Here is a 15,902-nt window from a genome sequence, read left to right as displayed (position 1 = left end):
TGGCGCCGTCGCGCAGCTTGCGCACCATCGCGCAGGCCGCGTGCGTCATGTAGGTGTTGAGCGGCGCGCCGAAGAACGTCAGCCCGCCGGTCACTGTCGGCTGCACATCGGGGCCCAGGCCCAGCGTCCGCCGCGCCATTTTTGGCACGCAGGGAAAGCAGCTGTAGAGTTCGATGGCGTCGAACGCCCTGCCGTCGCCGCCGACGAGATCCATCACTGCCCTGAGCACGGCGTTCTGCGGGTGACTCTGGAAGAACTGGTCGCGGATCAGATAATCGCGCGGCTCTTCCGCCGATGCGCCGCCCCAGACGTGAATGAGGCGATCCTCGGCGATGCCGGCCGCACGCGCCTTGGCGAGGCTGGTCATCAGCAGTGCCGCGCCCATATTGACGGTCGGATTGGCCACCTGCAGCTTGGTGTAGGGCCACGCGATCAGGCGGTTGTCCGGCGTCGGCGTCGTGATTTCCTCCGGCGTAAAACGCCGCTTCAGCCAGGCATTGGGATTTTGCGCGGCTGCTTCCGAATAGCGCGACCATAATTCGCCGGATTCCGCCATCGCCTCGCGCGGGGTCTGGCCCCAATGCGCCGAGGTGGCGGCTTCGTAAAACGGATAAACCGTGACCGGCCTGAACACGCCGAGTTTGACCGCCATCGGCTTCTGGAACGCCGCGCCACGCTTCGGCTCCGGCACATCATGGGCGAACGGCGTCCATGGCAGTCCGACGCCGGCCCGGTCGGCCTTGGTGGCGGTGGACTGCGCCTCCGCGCCGCAGACCGCGGCGACGTCGCACTCGCCGCGCGCGATGCGCTGGGCGGCCTCATGCAGATAACGGATCGGGCTTTCGCCGCCGACCGGGCCGTAATAGGCGTGCTTCGGCTTGATACCGAGACGGCCCGCAAGCTGGATTTCCGGATCGCGGTAACGCCAGCTCAGGAAATTGACGATGTCGAGCGAGCCGATCTCGCCCAGCAGCCTGGCGCCGCTGTCCGCTTCCGCGCGCCTCAGCGCCTGTTCCAGCAAGATGAGGGGTTCGAGGCCTTCGGTAATTTCTTTCGGGCGATCGACGATTTCTCCGATGCCCACGATGACGGGAATGCGGTCGTCGGAAGCGGGAGCAGTTGGGTTCGGCATTTTCTTGTTTTCGCTTTCTCAACACAGACTGACCTCATCCTGAGCAGCGGCCATTCGGCCGCGTCTCGAAGGATGGATGCAACGCATGGACTCGTGGCCATCCTTCGAGACGCGCATGAAGAACGCGCTCCTCAGGATGAGGTCGGAGTAATACTCACAAACTTTCACCATGAGGGATCGCTCTACTCCGCCACCAGCGCGTTCATGTGTTCGACCGCCTCGACAAAATCTTCCTTGAATTCCTGCACCACGGCGCCTGCGGATTTCACGCTGTCGATCAGGCCGACCCCTTGTCCGACGAAGTAGCTCACGAGGTCGCGCGCCTGAGCATTGCCGCTCGCCGCGGCGCGATCGATCGAGTTGAAGGCGTCGCGGCTGATGATGCTCTGCAGCGGCATCGGCAGCGCGCCGGGGCTGTCGGGCCCGCGGTCCCAGGCATCGGTCCAGATCGAACGCAGTTGTCGCGCGGGCTTGCCGGTGCGGCCCCTGGAGCGGATGGCGTCGCGCGAGGAGGCCGCGATCATCTTCTCGCGGAAGATTTCCGATGTTTCAGATTCGACGGTGGCGAGCCACACCGAGCCGGTCCATACCCCGGCCGCGCCCATCGCCATGCACGCCGCCATCTGGCGCCCGGTCATGATGCCGCCCGCCGCCAGCACCGGCACGTCGCGGATATTCTTGATCGCCTTGATCACCTCGGGCACCAGCACCATGGTAGAGACTTCGCCACAATGGCCGCCGGCCTCGGTGCCTTGCACCACCAATATATCGACGCCAGCCGCGACCTGACGCAGCGCATGCTCCTTGGCACCGACCAGCGCCGCCACCGGGACGCCGTGCTTCCTGCCCATGTCGATCATTGCCTTCGGCGGCACGCCGAGCGCATTCGCGATCAGCCGGATCGGGTGGCGGAACGAGGCGTCGAGAACCTCCAGGGCGCATTCCGCATCGAATGGCTGCGGCTGATTCTTCGGCACTTCCGTCGTCGTCAGTTCGATGCCGTATTTCTTCAACAGGTTGCGGGTGAAGTCGCGGTGCTCGTTCGAGATCCGCGATTCCAGGCTCTTCCAGGTGACATCCTTCTCGCCCGCGGTCGAGATGTTCTCGGGGATCAGCACGTCGAGCCCATAGGGCTTGCCGTCGACGTGATCGTCGATCCAGTTCAGTTCCTGCTCGATGGTCTCGGGCGTGTGCACGGTGGCGCCCAGCACGCCGAAACCGCCGGCGCGGCTGACGGCGGCAACCACGTCGCGGCAATGGCTGAAGGCGAGCAGGGGAAATTCTATTCCCAGCATGTCGCAGATCGGCGATTTCATGGCTGTGTTCGCTCCCGCTGGCGGCCTTTCCGGCGCTGCTCGTTGTTCGTTTTGAATGCAAAAATGCTCAGGCGACGCTAGCCCATCGCGGGCACCGAAGCCAAGCCGGTTTGCCATGCCAAATCTTGCGTGGAGACGTCAGGAAACGGGCTGCGCCGGGTGCCGGCTGCGGCGCATTCCGTACGGCAAAATATGTGGTCCCCGGCCTGCCGTTTTGTCTCTTGCGCTTTCGGGGCACCGGTAGAATGCTGGCCGGCGATAGTAGAAAATCCTTGGGAGTTCGAATGTCCGCCTTGCGATCCGTTTCCGGCAACAACTCCGCTGCAGCCACCGAGGCTTACGATGCCGTCGTGGTCGGCGCAGGTTTTGCCGGCATGTACATGCTGCACCGGCTGCGCGGGCAGGGCTTTTCGGTCCGGGTTTACGAGCAGGGCGGGGACGTCGGCGGCACCTGGTACTGGAACCGTTACCCCGGCGCCCGCTGCGACGTCGAGAGCATGCAATATTCCTATTCGTTCTCGGAAGAATTGCAGCAGGAATGGAACTGGAGCGAGCGCTACGCGCCGCAGCCCGAGATCCTGAAATACGCCATCCATGTCGCCGACCGGTTTGATCTGCGTTCCGACATTCAGCTCAACACCCGCGTCGATCGCGCCGCCTTCGATGAGAGTACCAGCCTGTGGTCGGTTACGACGTCCGATAGCAAGACCGTCACCGCAAAATACGTCGTGCTTGCCACCGGCTGTCTGTCGAATGCGCGGATGCCCGAAATCAAGGGCCTGTCGGATTTCAAGGGCAAGGTCTATCACACCGGCCACTGGCCGCATGAGCCGGTCGATTTCACGGGCCTGCGCGTCGGCGTGATAGGAACGGGCTCGTCGGCGATCCAGTCGGTGCCCATCATCGCTCGCCAGGCGAGCCGGCTCACAGTGTTTCAGCGCACCCCGAATTTCTCGATTCCGGCCCGCAATGCGCCGCTGACGGCGGAGGAGCGCGAGACGTTCCGCGCCAGATATCCGGAAATCCGGCGCTTCGCGCGCGAGGAGGCGCGCAACGGCATCTATACCGAGTTGCCCGACCGCGGCGCGCTGGACGATGGCGACAACGAACGGCGCGCGAAATACGAGGCGCGCTGGAACCGCGGCGGTCTCACCTTTATGTCAGTCTACAATAACCTCGCGATCGACAAGGCGGCCAACGACACCGCCGCCGATTTCGTCCGCGAAAAGATCGCGGAGATTGTTGGGGATCCCGAGACCGCAAAACTGCTGCAGCCCAACAACCATCCGATCGGGTCGAAGCGCATTTGCATCGATACGGACTATTTTGCCACGTTCAATCGCCCGAACGTGACCCTGGTCGATATCAGGTCGAATCCGATCGAGGAGATCACGGCGAATGCCGTGCGCACCGGGGCCGAGGATTACGAGGTCGACGCGCTGGTGCTGGCGACCGGCTTCGACGCCATGACGGGCTCGGTGGCAAAGATCGACATTCGCGGCCGCGATGGGCGGACGCTGAACCAGAAATGGGCGGAGGGGCCGAAGACGTATCTCGGCCTGATGAGCGCGGGTTTTCCCAATCTGTTCATCATCACCGGCCCCGGCAGTCCGTCCGTGCTCTCCAACATGATCGTCTCGATCGAGCAGCATGTCGACTGGATCACCGACTGCATCGCCTGGATGCGCGACCGCGGTCTCGATGCCATGGAGGCGAGGACAGACGCCGAGGACAAGTGGGTGGCACATGTCAACGAGGTCGCGCACACCACGCTCTATCCGCAGGCCAATTCCTGGTATATGGGCGCCAACATCCCCGGCAAGCCGCAAATCTTCATGCCCTATATTGGCGGCGTCGGCGCCTACCGCCAGATCTGCAACGAAATCGCGGCGAACGGCTATGAGGGGTTTGCGATGGTGGCGGCGCCGCCGGTTCAACAACGCGCGTCGTCGTGATGCCCGAATATTCCAGGTGCGGCCGAGATAGCTGACCTGTCATGCCCCGGGCTTGTCCCGGGCACCTACGTCCTTACTTTCCCCATGCCGCAACACGTCGATGGCCGGGGCACAGGCGCGCGGAAGCGCCGCCGTTCTTCGGACGGCTATGCCCGGTCATGACGAAACAACCGCCAGGAGCCAAATAAGTGACCGAAGCATCCCCCTACGTGCCACCGAAAGTCTGGACCTGGAACAAGGAGAATGGCGGGCAGTTTTCGGGTATCAACCGCCCGATCGCAGGACCGACCCATGAGAAGGAGCTGCCAGTCGGCCGCCATCCAATGCAGCTTTATTCGCTGGCCACGCCGAACGGCACCAAGGTCACGGTGATGCTGGAAGAACTGCTGGCGGCGGGCCATAAGGGCGCGGAGTACGACGCCTGGCTGATCAAGATCGACGGGAACCAGTTCGGCAGCGGGTTTGTAGCGGTCAACCCGAACTCCAAGATCCCGGCGCTGATGGACCGCAGCGGGCCAACTCCGATCAGGGTGTTCGAATCCGGTTCGATCCTGATGCATCTCGCCGAGAAGTTCGGGGCGTTTCTTCCCTCCGGCGGCCAGGAGCGCGCCGAATGCCTGTCCTGGCTGTTCTGGCAGATGGGCAGCGCGCCCTATCTCGGTGGCGGGTTCGGCCATTTCTACGCCTATGCGCCGACCAAGATCGAATACGCCATCGACCGCTTCGCCATGGAGGTGAAGCGCCAGCTCGACGTGCTCGACCGGCGCCTCGCCGATAACGAATATCTCTCGGGCGGCGGCTATTCGATCGCCGACATCGCGGTGTGGCCTTGGTACGGCGGTTTGGCGAAGGGACTGCTCTATGGCGCCGGCGAGTTCCTGTCCGTGCAGGAATACAAGAACGTGCAGCGCTGGACCGACGCCATCGCCAAACGCCCGGCGGTGCAGCGCGGGCGCATGGTCAACCGTACCTGGGGCGAGCCCGCCAGCCAGTTGCACGAACGCCATGACGCCGGCGATTTCGAGACCAGGACGCAGGACAAGATCGGAGATACCAGCAAGACGTGACAGAAAAGGGGGAGGGGGAGCTGCCATGGGCACTTATGAAAAAGGCGCGGTTCGCATTCACTTCGAAGAGGCCGGTTCGGGCTTCCCGTTGCTGCTCATCGCCGGCGGCGGATTGAACTCGACGATCTCGGGCATTACCGGCAGCTATCCGCCCTTCAACGCCATCGAGGAGTTCAGGGGTGAGTACCGCTGCATCGCTTTCGACCTGCGCAACGCCAATCCCGGCCAGTCCAGCGGCCCTCTCGAGATCGACCGTCCCTGGGATTCCCACACCGACGACCAACTCGGTCTCATGGATCATCTCGGCATCGACAAGTTCATGGTGCTGGGCTTCTGCATAGGCGGTCCCTTGATCTGGAATCTCCTGAAACGAGCGCCCGATCGTGTCGTCGCCGCCGTGCTGGCGCAGCCCAGCGGGTCGCGGCCGGAGATGCGCGACCTGTTCTACGATAACAACATCAAGGGCTGGGCTCCGGAGCTGATCAAACGCCGGCCCGACATCACGATGGAGATGGCCGAAAAATTCCTGACCAGGATGTACCGCACCAACCCCGATTTCGTATTCACCGTGACGCGCGATTTCGTGCGCAATTGCCAGACGCCCGTGCTGATCCTCCCTGATGATGTTCCGGCCCATCCCTATGCGGTTGCCATGGAGACGGCGATGCTGGCGCCGAAGGCCGAAGTGAGCATGTTCCCCTGGAAGGAGCCCAAGGAGCGCATTCCGGTGGCGGTTCGCCAGATACGTTCGTTTCTCCGTGCGCATCGGCCTGCCGGCCCGGCCGGCTAGTCGGCCAGCGTTTCTCCGGAGCCACCGAGATCGGCGGGGAGATCCCGGTATTTCGGCAAGCCGTCGCGGACGGAAACCATCTTGCTCCCGTAATGCGCATGCAGGGTCGGCTCATGCGTGTAGCCCTGCAACAGATTGGCATAGACATCGATCAACCGCATGCGTGGATGCTCGGTCATGAGGTGGCCGCCGCACAGCTTGCAGAACTTGCGGTAGGAATTTTTGGTCTTGTGAAAGGTTGCTATATCAGTTTCGCCCCGGGTGATCCTCACGCTGTCCGACTTCCACAGGCTGAAGGCGTTGATCGGCGCCGCCGACCAGGCCTGGCAGTCATGGCAGTGACAATAGCCTGCGAATACCGGACTGCCCGTCACTTCGAGTTCGACAGCGCCGCAAAAGCAGCCGGCCTTGTAGGTGATGGCGTCTGCTTTCTGCTCTTCGCCGGGCGCCAGCAGATCATTGTATTCCGGATGCTTCGTCATGAAGTTCCGGATGAAGTCGCATTCGACACGGAGTTTACGTCCCTGAGCGCGCACGGCGTCAAGGGTCGCACGCCCGAGCTTCGAGCCTATCCCCCGTCCGCCCAATTCCGGCGGCACCTCGGTATGCACGAGCGTGATCTCGCCCGGTGATTTCCGGTAGGTGACAAAGGCGGTCGTTCCCTCGACATCGAGCTCGAACCGATTGCGGTCCTCGTGGTCGCGGAAATTGTCGGTCATTCGCGCTCCTGTCTCGCGAACCGGCTAGACCCCAGGGGCTCCCTGGGCCGGCGGGAACACCATTCGGTCGTCGGTCCGGCAGTAGCGGTCGGCGAACATGCGGCCGACCGGATGATAGCGGTCCATGTGCACGCGCATGGTGCTGTCATCCCACAACTCGTCGCGGATATGGAAGTGGATGCCTTCACCCATGATGAGCTGGCGGTCGCCGTTCACATCGATGGTTTTCCAGGTCTTGCATTCCATCGCCCATGGCGCGTCGGCAAGCCGCGGCACGGCGATCTTGGTCGAGGGCGCGAGCTTCAGGCCGAGATAGCCGGGCTCGCCGATATCGGGCGGAAAGTCGCCGCTGGAGTCATGCATCGCGCGCGCCAGCGGCTCATCGGCGAGGTTGACCACGAACTCCCCGGTACGATCGATGTTGGCCTGCGTGTCCTTGGGACGGCCGTCGGGCCGCTGGTTGACGGCGAACATGCAGAGCGGGGGATCCTCGCAGAACACGTTGAAGAAGCTGAAGGGTGCAGCGTTGACCACGCCGGTGGGCCCGACCGTCGTCACCCACGCGATCGGCCGCGGCAGCACGAATCCCGTGAGCACCTTGTAGCACTCACGGGGGGTGAGATCGTTGGGGGCGTATTCCATGGTGCAGGGCCTACGGCATGCTGAGTTCGTGGCGGCCGACGACCATCCAGTGCACTTCATCGGGGCCGTCGGCGAAGCGCAAATGGCGCACGTCCTGGTACATTTCGGCGAGCGGGGTCCATTGCGAAATGCCGGTCGCCCCGTGCATCTGGATCGCCTGGTCTATGATCCTGCAGGCACGCTCGGGCACCATGGCCTTGACCATGCTGACCCAGATCCGCGCTTCCTTGTTGCCGAGCACGTCCATCGCCTTGGCGGCCTTCAGCACCATCAGCCGCATCGCCTCGATTTCGCAGCGGGCTTGCGCGATGATCTGAAGATTGCCGCCGAGATGGGCGATCTTCTTGCCGAAGGCTTCGCGCGTCAGGCCGCGCTGCACCATCATGTCGAGCGCTTTTTCGGCCTTGCCGATCGTCCGCATGCAGTGATGGATGCGGCCCGGGCCGAGGCGGACCTGCGAAATCTCGAAGCCGCGGCCTTCACCGAGCAGCATGTTGTCCTTGGGCACCCTGACATTGTTGAAGCGCAGATGCATGTGGCCGCGCGGAGCATGGTCGTGCCCGAACACATGCATCGGCCCGAGGATCTCGACGCCCGGGGTGTCCTTTGGCACCAAGATCTGCGACTGCTGCTTGCTCGGCGGCGCGTCCGGATTGGTCTTCACCATCACGATCATGATCTTGCAGCGGGGGTCGCCGAGGCCGGAGATGTAGTACTTCTCTCCGTTGATCACCCATTCGTCGCCGACGAGCTTTGCGGTCGTCGAAATATTCTTCGCGTCCGACGAAGCGACGTTGGGTTCGGTCATGGCGTAGGCCGAGCGGATTTCGCCGTTCAGGAGCGGTTTGAGCCATTTCTCTTTCTGCTCCTTGGTGCCGACGCGCTCCAGCACCTCCATGTTGCCGGTGTCCGGCGCCGAGCAGTTCATGGTTTCCGAGGCCAGCGGGCTCTTGCCAAGCTCGGCTGCGATATAGGCGTAGTCGAGATTCCCCAGGCCTTCGCCGGTCTCGGCATTCGGCAGGAAGAAATTCCACAGGCCCACTTCCTTGGCCTTTGCCTTGGCTTTCTCCAGCACCTCGATCTGGCCCGGCGTAAAGCTCCAGCGATCGGTCTTTTTCTCGCCGAGCCGGTAAAACTCCGCCGCCATCGGATCGACCGTTTCGCGAATGAATTGCCGCACGTGGTCGTAGAGCGGCCGAACCTGTTCCGACATGCGCAGATCGTTGAGTTCGTCCTCGGGGTTCAGGCTGTAGGACGTCATGCGGGGCACATAGGCGTGTTTCATGGCAACCTCCCATTCGCGCAGCTCGTTTATTCCCTCGTTCGGGCGATCTGTCTGCTCGTTGCCGGCAATGTAGACGGCAGGGTGGGCCTTGCACAAGCAGGCGAGAGGGCTTGGGCGCTCGGGACCGTCGGGGAAAGCGAGCGAAATATTCCGCGAAAGCTGCAGGATTTCGTGCCTCACCGCCCGGGGCGGAAAGCACGACAAACGGCTCACAACGGGTGACACAAAGCCTTTAATAACTATTGGCACTGTTATTGGCGCTGGGGGGTGGATTTGGCCGGGAGGAAGGAGCCGGTTCACCAAACAGGCGGTTTCATAAGAGTTACAGTGGGCTTTCTTCCCCAAAATCGTCAGATTCGGGCTTCAGCATGTAGCGGGCGACAGAACAGGATCCAGTGGAAAAGGAAGCAAAAACCGACGCCGAACTCGAAGACATGATCCTTCAGAGACTGGTGATCGGCGGTGTGTTCGTATCGGTGCGCAGGGATCCCATCCTCGGCTGGCGACCGACGGTCGTAACTGCGCCGAAGCACACCAGAAACGCGCAGGAGCTCGCGGACAAGATAGCTGCGGAGCTGCGGAAGAAGTTCACGCTGAAGGAATGAGGTCGCGCCGCATCATCCGCTGCCGCTGAATTCCGGAGACGGGTCGTCGGTCGCATCAATCTACGCCGCGGCGGCAGCGAGTTCGCGCGGGCTCACGACGTACTCCTTCTCGATCGTGTCCGTGGGGTCGACTTCGACGAGCGATACGTCATAGCTCCAGAGGTCGGCCAGATGCTGAAGAACGCGCTTGGCATCCGCCTCGTTCAGTTGAGCTCCTTTCACCACGGAATGGCGCAGCATCAGGCGGCGATCGCCCGCCAGATCGACGTCGACCACTTCTATGTTGGCGTCGATGTAACCAACATCGTACTGCCGCGCCAATTCACGGCGAACGCGACGATAGCCGCGTTCATCATGAATGGCGTCGACGAGGACGCCGGCGCTTTCCGCCGGATCGTCATGCAGATGAAATAGTCGCAAGTGCCGCATCAGTCGCGGGCTGAGGAACTGACTGATGAAACTTTCATCGCGGTAATTCGCCCATATGTCGCGCAGTACCGCCATCACATCGCCGGTGCCGGCAATATCCGGAAACCACTCACGATCCTCGTCGTCGGGACTGGAGACGATGCGTTCGATGTCCTGCATCATCGCGAAGCCGAGCGCGTAGGGATTGAAGCCTGAGAAACGCTGATCGTCGAATTCGGGCTGAAACACCACATTGGTGTGCGACTGCAAGAACTCGAGGAAATTGCCGTCGGAAATCTGCCCCTGTTCGTGCAGCCGGGTCATGATGCGGTAATGCACATAGGTGGCGGTGCCTTCGTTCATGACCTTGGTCTGGCTCTGCGGATAAAAATACTGCGCGATGTGCCGCACGATCCGGAGCACCTCGCGTTGCCAGGGCTGCAGGCGCGGCGCCGTTTTTTCCAGGAAGTACAACAGATTTTCCTGTGGCAGCCCAAGTAGATTGCGGCGCCGCTCCGTGTTCAGCAATTCCGGGCTCTTGATCGGTCCGGTCGGAACGGTTCGCCACAGGTCGTTGAACGCACCTTCCTCGTGCAGACGGCGGTCTCCCGCGCGCTTCTCCTCCGCGCGAAGATCGAGCTTCTTCTTGCCGGGATAGCGGTCGATGCCGTGCGACATCAGGGCATGCGCGGCATCGAGCGTCTGTTCGACCGCCAACCGGCCATGACGCTCCTCGCATTGCGCCACGTAATTCTTGGCAAAATCGAGATAATCGAGGATCCCCTCGGCATCCGTCCATTGCTTGAAAAGATAGTTGTTCTTGAAGAAATGGTTGTGGCCGAACGCCGCGTGAGCAATCACCAGCGTCTGCATGGTCGCGGTATTTTCCTCCATCAGATAGGAAATGCATGGCGAACTGTTGATCACGATCTCATATGCGAGGCCCATCAGGCCTTTGCGATAGGACGCCTCCTGATGGGCGAAATGCTTGCCGAACGACCAATGTTTGTAGAACAGCGGCATGCCGACCGAGGAGTAGGCATCCAGCATCTGCTCCGCGGTAATGACCTCGATCTGGTTCGGGTAGGTGTCGAGCCCCAATTCGGATCGTGCAATCTCCTCGCATGCATCGTGGATACGCTGCAGGGTCTGGAAGTCCCAGTCCGCCCCCTCGAACAGGCGATCGGTCGTTGCTGTCATGACGCGGCTTTCTCCCGTTTTTGACGGCGTTGAAAGAGGTCGTGAAACACCGGAAAGATCTCGCTCCGCTCGCTTACCTTGCGGATCGACAGCGGCGCTCCTTCGGCGCGCAGGCGCTGGTATAGCGTCCAAAGCGAGGAATCGGGCATCTCGAACGTGCTGCCGCCGGCCTCGCCGACTTCGAGGTAGGCAAAGAACTGGCTGACCGGGAGTATTTTATCGGTAAGCAGCCGGCTTACGGCGTCGCTGTCAGAAGTGGAGTTGTCCCCGTCGGAGGCCTGGGCGGCGTAGATGTTCCAGTCCGCGGGACGAAACCGTGACCTGACGATCTCGTGCATTGCCTCCAGCGCGCTCGATACCAGGGTGCCGCCCGATGCCGGCCCGTGAAAGAAAGTATCCTCGTCGACCTCTTCCGCACGGTCGGTATGACGAATGAAGACGATCTCCACATGCCGATAGCGCCGCGTCAGAAACACGTAGAGCAGCATGTAGAAGCGCTTGGCCAGGTCTTTCATGTGTTCGGACATCGAGCCCGACACGTCCATCAGACAGAACATGACGGCCTGGGCGACCGGCTTCGGCACGGTTTCGAAGCGGCGGTACCGGATGTCGATCGGATCGATGAACGGAATCCGCCGGATCTTCGCCTTCAATGTCTCGATCTCGGCCAGCAGCGCGGCGCGGCGCGCCTCGTCGCAATCGGCGAGCTCGGCCTCGAGTTGGGCGATCGTCTCCGGCCGAGGTCGCCGTAACGCGACCCGTCGCGCCAGCGCGAGGCGCACCGTGCGGCTTACCGACAGGTTCGCCGGTGAGCCGGAGGTCGTATAGCCGGCGCGGCGAAGCCCCTCGCTCTCCGCCTGGGCGAGCTTGCGCTTGGCGAGGTCCGGCAATTCGAGATCGTCCAGGAACAGATCGACAAATTCGTCGCGGCTCAGAACGAACCGGAATGCGTCCTCGCTGTCGCCTTCGCCGGGCCCGGATGCTTTCCTGCGGCTTTCGCCGGAACGCGGAAGCATGTCGCCTTCGACGAATTTCTTGTTTCCCGGCAGCACCATGTCGCGGGTGCCGCCTTCACGCCGAAAGCGGGGTTCGTGCATCCCGTCGAGCGGGATAGAGACCTCGCCGCCTTCCAGGACATCCTTGATGTCGCGGTCCTGCGAAGACTTCTTGACGGCGCCCTGAACCAGCGCCCTGGCGCGGCGCAAGAACCGCTGGCGGTTCTCCAGGCTTTTGCTGCCCGGATTCAGGCGCCTGTCGATGATGTGCATGGCCACTGCTGCATCCGCCCTAGCCGGCCTGTTTCACGCGCATGTACCACTCGACGAGCCGGCGCACCTGACGTTCAGTATAGCCGCGCGCGACCATCCGCTCGACAAACTCGCCGTGCTTCTTTTCGGTATCGCCGTCCTTCTTGGTGCCGAACGAGATGACGGGAAGAAGGTCCTCGACCTGGGAGAATATCCGTTTCTCGATGACTTCGCGGATCTTCTCGTAGCTGGTCCATGACGGATTCTTGCCGCCGTGCTGGGCGCGCGACCGCAGCGAGAACTTGACGACCTCGTTGCGGAAGTCCTTCGGGTTGGCGATGCCGGCGGGCTTCTCGATCTTGGTCAGCTCCTGGTTCAGAAGCTCGCGATTGAGCAACTGGCCGGTATCGGGGTCCTTGAAGTCCTGATCCTCGATCCACGCATCGGCGTAATCGACGTAGCGGTCGAACAGGTTCTGACCGTAGTCCGAATAGGATTCGAGATAGGCTTTCTGGATCTCGTGGCCGATGAATTCCGCATAGCGCGGAACGAGCTCGGCCTTGATGAATTCGAGGTAGCGCTTTTCGACTTCATCGGGCAGCTGCTCGCGGCGGATCGCCTGCTCGAGCGTATACATCAGGTGGACGGGATCGGCGCCGAGCTCCGAGGTGTCGTGATTGTAGGTTGCGGCGAGAATCTTGAATGCGAACCGGGTCGAGATGCCGTCCATGCCTTCGTCGACGCCGGCGGCGTCCTTGTATTCCTGAACGCTGCGGGCTTTGGGATCGGATTCCTTGAGGCTTTCACCGTCATAGACCCGCATTTTCGCAAACACGGTCGAGTTCTCGTGCTTGCGCAGGCGTGACATCACCGAAAAGCGCGCGAGCGTCTCCAGGGTTGCCGGCGCGCATGGCGCGGAGGCGAGTTCGGATCCGGAAATGAGCTTTTCGTAGATCTTCTGCTCCTCGGTCACCCGCAGGCAGTAGGGCACCTTGATGACGCAGATGCGGTCGATGAAGGCTTCGTTGTTCTTGTTGGCCTTGAAGCTTTGCCATTCGGATTCGTTGGAATGCGCCAGAATGACCCCGGTGAAGGGAACCGCCCCGATATTTTCGGTGCCGATGTAGTTGCCCTCCTGCGTCGCCGTCAGCAGCGGGTGCAGCATCTTGATGGGCGCCTTGAACATCTCGACGAATTCAAGGATGCCCTGGTTGGCGCGGTTCAGGCCGCCGGAATAGCTGTAGGCGTCGGGATCGTTCTGGGCAAAGCTCTCCAGCTTGCGAATATCGACCTTGCCGACCAGCGACGAGATGTCCTGATTGTTCTCGTCGCCAGGTTCGGTTTTTGCGATCGCAATCTGGCGCAGGCGCGAAGGCTGGATCTTGGCGACGCGGAACCGCGAAATGTCGCCACCGAAGGCCTCGAGCCGCTTGTAGCACCAGGGACTCATCAGCCCATTGAGGCGGCGACGCGGAATGCCGTACTTTTCCTCGATCATCGGACCCAGCGTTTCCGGATCGAACAGGCTGAGGGGACTCTCGAAGACCGGACTGAGTTCGTCGCCGGCCTTCAGCACATAGATCGGATGAACCTCCATCAGTGACTTCAGCCGCTCTGCAAGCGATGACTTTCCGCCGCCCACCGGCCCCAGCAGATAGAGGATCTGCTTGCGCTCTTCCAGACCTTGCGCTGCGTGCCGGAAGAATCCGACGATGCGCTCGATGGTTTCTTCCATGCCGTAGAATCCGGCGAAGGCCGGATAGGCCCGCATGGTCCTGTTCAAAAAAATACGGCCAAGGCGAGGGTCCTTGGCCGTGTCAATCATTTGCGGTTCGCCGATCGCTGCCAGCAGCCGTTCAGCGGCGTTGGCATATCGCATGGGATCACCTCGACACGATTCGAGATATTCCGCCATCGACATTTCGGTTTCGCTTCGAGCTTCAAAGGAGCGGGCGAAAGCGTTGAACAGAGAATCGTTGTACATGATCCTTCTCCTCATGCGGTTAGTTGACTACTGGAACACGAGGCAAAGGTTCCGTATCACCGCTGCCCGGCCCCTTCACGAATCAGCACCCGAACATGGGTTCAATTGAACACGCGACAGACTTACCCACGCAATGCATGGCGCGTGCAGCCGTTGGGTTATAAGCAGGCAATTTGCTCAATAATTGTGCGAACGAGCCGCTGTCGCGAGATTTTGAAATGATTTCTGCAGGTGTTACCGCGCTGCAACATCCAGATTAGCTCTAAAACTAGGCTGAGGAGAATTGGGAACCTCGGCCGCCAGATCTGCATTCCTTTGGGAACAAGGTAAGTGATGCTGCGGCATCGGCGCTGTCGCACGGTTCCGCGCGGGCTTCGCGTTGTCCGGCGAGTTAGCCCCGCAGTCGCCCGGCCAATGCGGCAACGAAGCGGTCGGTATCGGCCTCGTCGTTGAAAACGTGGGGTGAGATGCGCATGCGGCCGAGACGCGCCGCGACATAGACGCCTTCGCTTGCAAGGCCGGCAACGAGATCTTCCGGGATCCCTTCCTCGAAGCCAAGGCTCAGGATATGCGGCGCCCGTACGCGAGGCTCCGGCAGGCTGACACCGGTCCCGCGCACGCCCTCCGCGATCCGCTCCGTCAGCATCTGCAAGCGTCGCGCAACGGCCGCCGCGCCCCAGTCGGCCATCATTTCCATACCGATCGAGGCCATCTCCATCGAAATGAAGTGGTCGCGCTCGCCCATGTCAAAACGCCGGGCATCGGGAACGTGGCTGACATCCGCGAAATAGACCGTGTTCTCGGCGCATACGTCTCGGCGGCCGAACGAGGTCTGCTCGAGGGGAATGCCGCCCTGATGACGCTTGGCAATGTAGAGAAACGCCCGACCGTACGGCCCGAGCAGCCACTTGTAGGTCGGGAAAATCACGAAATCTGGATCGAGACGCTCGATATCCATCGTCAGCACGCCGGCGCTGTGCGTTGCGTCGATCAGGAAGGTGGCTTCGCGTTGCCGGAGCGCCGCGCCCACTTTCTCGATGTCGATCAGACCCCCGTCCGACCAGTGCACCGATGAGATCGAGGCAAGGCCGACCGGCGCCGCGTCTGATCGTTCGATGGCCGCGAGAACGGCGCAGGTCCAGTCGCCGTCCTCCGGCCGGCGGATCGTCTCGACGGCAAGACCGTCTGCATCCGCCCGCGTTTGCCATTCGAGCACCGGCGAGGAATGGTCGTTTTCCAGAACGAGCACGCGAGCGCCGCGCGCGATCGTCAGAACCTTCGCCGCCGTCGCAACGCCGTAGCTGATCGATGGAATCAGCGCGATGTCGGAGGGATCGGCATTGATCAACCGGGCAGCAGCAGCCCGCGCGCGCTCGTGCTGTTCGTTTGCGAAGGAAGCGTCGAGGGTCCAGGGTCTGCCCTTGCGCCCGACCGCAACGCGGGCGGCTTCCTGTGTCCGCAGCGGCAGCGGGCTGTAGGAGGCCGAGTTCAGGTAGCAAATATCGCGCGGCATATCGAAGAGGGTGCGCTGGGAGGCAAGCATCATGGTCGC

Annotated in this window: 13 protein-coding genes; 4 read left to right on the top strand and 9 right to left on the bottom strand. The window is 61.9% G+C overall.

Annotated features, from left to right (window positions below; translation table 11 throughout):
• Positions 1–1,132 (bottom strand): acetyl-CoA acetyltransferase (locus QZ213_RS11895; RefSeq protein WP_291686265.1); only part of this gene is annotated, 1,132 nt, incomplete at its 3' end.
• Between the two features lie 182 nt (positions 1,133–1,314).
• Positions 1,315–2,448, bottom strand: coding sequence for a nitronate monooxygenase (locus QZ213_RS11890; RefSeq protein ID WP_291686264.1), 1,134 nt, complete (start codon positions 2,446–2,448; stop codon positions 1,315–1,317).
• 284 nt (positions 2,449–2,732) lie between these two features.
• Here QZ213_RS11890 and QZ213_RS11885 point away from each other — a divergent pair, with 284 nt between their 5' ends.
• From QZ213_RS11885 to QZ213_RS11875, 3 genes are all read left to right on the top strand, one after another.
• Complete coding sequence (locus QZ213_RS11885) at positions 2,733–4,403, top strand: NAD(P)/FAD-dependent oxidoreductase (RefSeq protein ID WP_291686263.1); 1,671 nt, start codon at positions 2,733–2,735, stop codon at positions 4,401–4,403.
• A gap of 188 nt (positions 4,404–4,591) precedes the next feature.
• A complete protein-coding gene (gene yghU, locus QZ213_RS11880; RefSeq protein ID WP_291686262.1) occupies positions 4,592–5,470 on the top strand; it encodes a glutathione-dependent disulfide-bond oxidoreductase in 879 nt (292 codons plus the stop codon).
• A 25-nt stretch (positions 5,471–5,495) separates the two neighbouring features.
• Complete coding sequence (locus tag QZ213_RS11875) at positions 5,496–6,260, top strand: alpha/beta hydrolase (RefSeq protein ID WP_291686261.1); 765 nt, start codon at positions 5,496–5,498, stop codon at positions 6,258–6,260.
• Here the strand turns inward: QZ213_RS11875 and QZ213_RS27180 are convergent.
• Genes QZ213_RS27180 through QZ213_RS11855 form a run of 3 tightly spaced genes read right to left on the bottom strand, consistent with a single transcriptional unit; the run spans position 6,257 to position 8,906 of the window.
• The gene (locus QZ213_RS27180) at positions 6,257–6,979 is read right to left on the bottom strand and encodes an N-acetyltransferase (protein WP_365885063.1); all 723 of its coding nucleotides are present in this window, start codon (positions 6,977–6,979) and stop codon (positions 6,257–6,259) included. The two genes, QZ213_RS11875 and QZ213_RS27180, sit on opposite strands and share 4 nt — an antisense overlap.
• Before the next feature lie 24 nt (positions 6,980–7,003).
• A complete protein-coding gene (locus QZ213_RS11860; RefSeq protein ID WP_291686260.1) occupies positions 7,004–7,621 on the bottom strand; it encodes a flavin reductase family protein in 618 nt (205 codons plus the stop codon).
• Positions 7,622–7,631: 10 nt separating this feature from the next.
• A complete protein-coding gene (locus QZ213_RS11855) occupies positions 7,632–8,906 on the bottom strand; it encodes an acyl-CoA dehydrogenase family protein (RefSeq protein ID WP_291686259.1) in 1,275 nt (424 codons plus the stop codon).
• 395 nt (positions 8,907–9,301) lie between these two features.
• Between QZ213_RS11855 and QZ213_RS11850 the strand changes: the two genes are divergently transcribed.
• Positions 9,302–9,511 (top strand): hypothetical protein, encoded by a 210-nt coding sequence (locus QZ213_RS11850; protein WP_291686258.1) that lies wholly within the window; start codon positions 9,302–9,304, stop codon positions 9,509–9,511.
• Between the two features lie 60 nt (positions 9,512–9,571).
• Here QZ213_RS11850 and QZ213_RS11845 read toward each other — a convergent pair whose 3' ends face one another.
• The 4 genes from QZ213_RS11845 to QZ213_RS11830 form a co-directional block, all read right to left on the bottom strand.
• Positions 9,572–11,119: a SpoVR family protein gene (locus QZ213_RS11845; RefSeq protein ID WP_291686257.1), complete on the bottom strand. Its 1,548-nt coding sequence runs from the start codon at positions 11,117–11,119 to the stop codon at positions 9,572–9,574.
• On the bottom strand, positions 11,116–12,387 hold the full coding sequence (locus tag QZ213_RS11840) for a YeaH/YhbH family protein (RefSeq protein ID WP_291686266.1): 1,272 nt from the start codon (positions 12,385–12,387) through the stop codon (positions 11,116–11,118). The genes QZ213_RS11845 and QZ213_RS11840 overlap by 4 nt, the downstream gene beginning before the upstream one ends.
• Before the next feature lie 19 nt (positions 12,388–12,406).
• Positions 12,407–14,350, bottom strand: a complete 1,944-nt coding sequence (locus QZ213_RS11835; protein WP_291686256.1) for a PrkA family serine protein kinase — start codon at positions 14,348–14,350, stop codon at positions 12,407–12,409.
• 391 nt (positions 14,351–14,741) lie between these two features.
• Positions 14,742–15,902 (bottom strand): aminotransferase class V-fold PLP-dependent enzyme (locus QZ213_RS11830; protein WP_291686255.1); only part of this gene is annotated, 1,161 nt, incomplete at its 5' end.

This window comes from Bradyrhizobium sp. (genome assembly GCF_017881085.1).
In the GTDB taxonomy this organism is placed as follows: domain Bacteria; phylum Pseudomonadota; class Alphaproteobacteria; order Rhizobiales; family Xanthobacteraceae; genus Bradyrhizobium.
The sequence above is the reverse complement of the archived record's forward strand: the minus strand, read 5'-3'. Positions and strand labels throughout refer to the sequence as shown.

Excerpts from the sequence above, each read along its gene's own strand:
- QZ213_RS11890 (WP_291686264.1), bottom strand. The coding sequence starts at position 2,448 with ATGAAATCGCCGATCTGCGACATGCTGGGAATAGAATTTCCCCTGCTC.
- QZ213_RS11885 (WP_291686263.1), top strand. The coding sequence starts at position 2,733 with ATGTCCGCCTTGCGATCCGTTTCCGGCAACAACTCCGCTGCAGCCACC.
- QZ213_RS11875 (WP_291686261.1), top strand. The coding sequence starts at position 5,496 with ATGGGCACTTATGAAAAAGGCGCGGTTCGCATTCACTTCGAAGAGGCC.
- QZ213_RS27180 (WP_365885063.1), bottom strand. The coding sequence starts at position 6,979 with ATGACCGACAATTTCCGCGACCACGAGGACCGCAATCGGTTCGAGCTC.
- QZ213_RS11860 (WP_291686260.1), bottom strand. The coding sequence starts at position 7,621 with ATGGAATACGCCCCCAACGATCTCACCCCCCGTGAGTGCTACAAGGTG.
- QZ213_RS11855 (WP_291686259.1), bottom strand. The coding sequence starts at position 8,906 with ATGAAACACGCCTATGTGCCCCGCATGACGTCCTACAGCCTGAACCCC.
- QZ213_RS11845 (WP_291686257.1), bottom strand. The coding sequence starts at position 11,119 with ATGACAGCAACGACCGATCGCCTGTTCGAGGGGGCGGACTGGGACTTC.
- QZ213_RS11840 (WP_291686266.1), bottom strand. The coding sequence starts at position 12,387 with ATGCACATCATCGACAGGCGCCTGAATCCGGGCAGCAAAAGCCTGGAG.
- QZ213_RS11835 (WP_291686256.1), bottom strand. The coding sequence starts at position 14,350 with ATGTACAACGATTCTCTGTTCAACGCTTTCGCCCGCTCCTTTGAAGCT.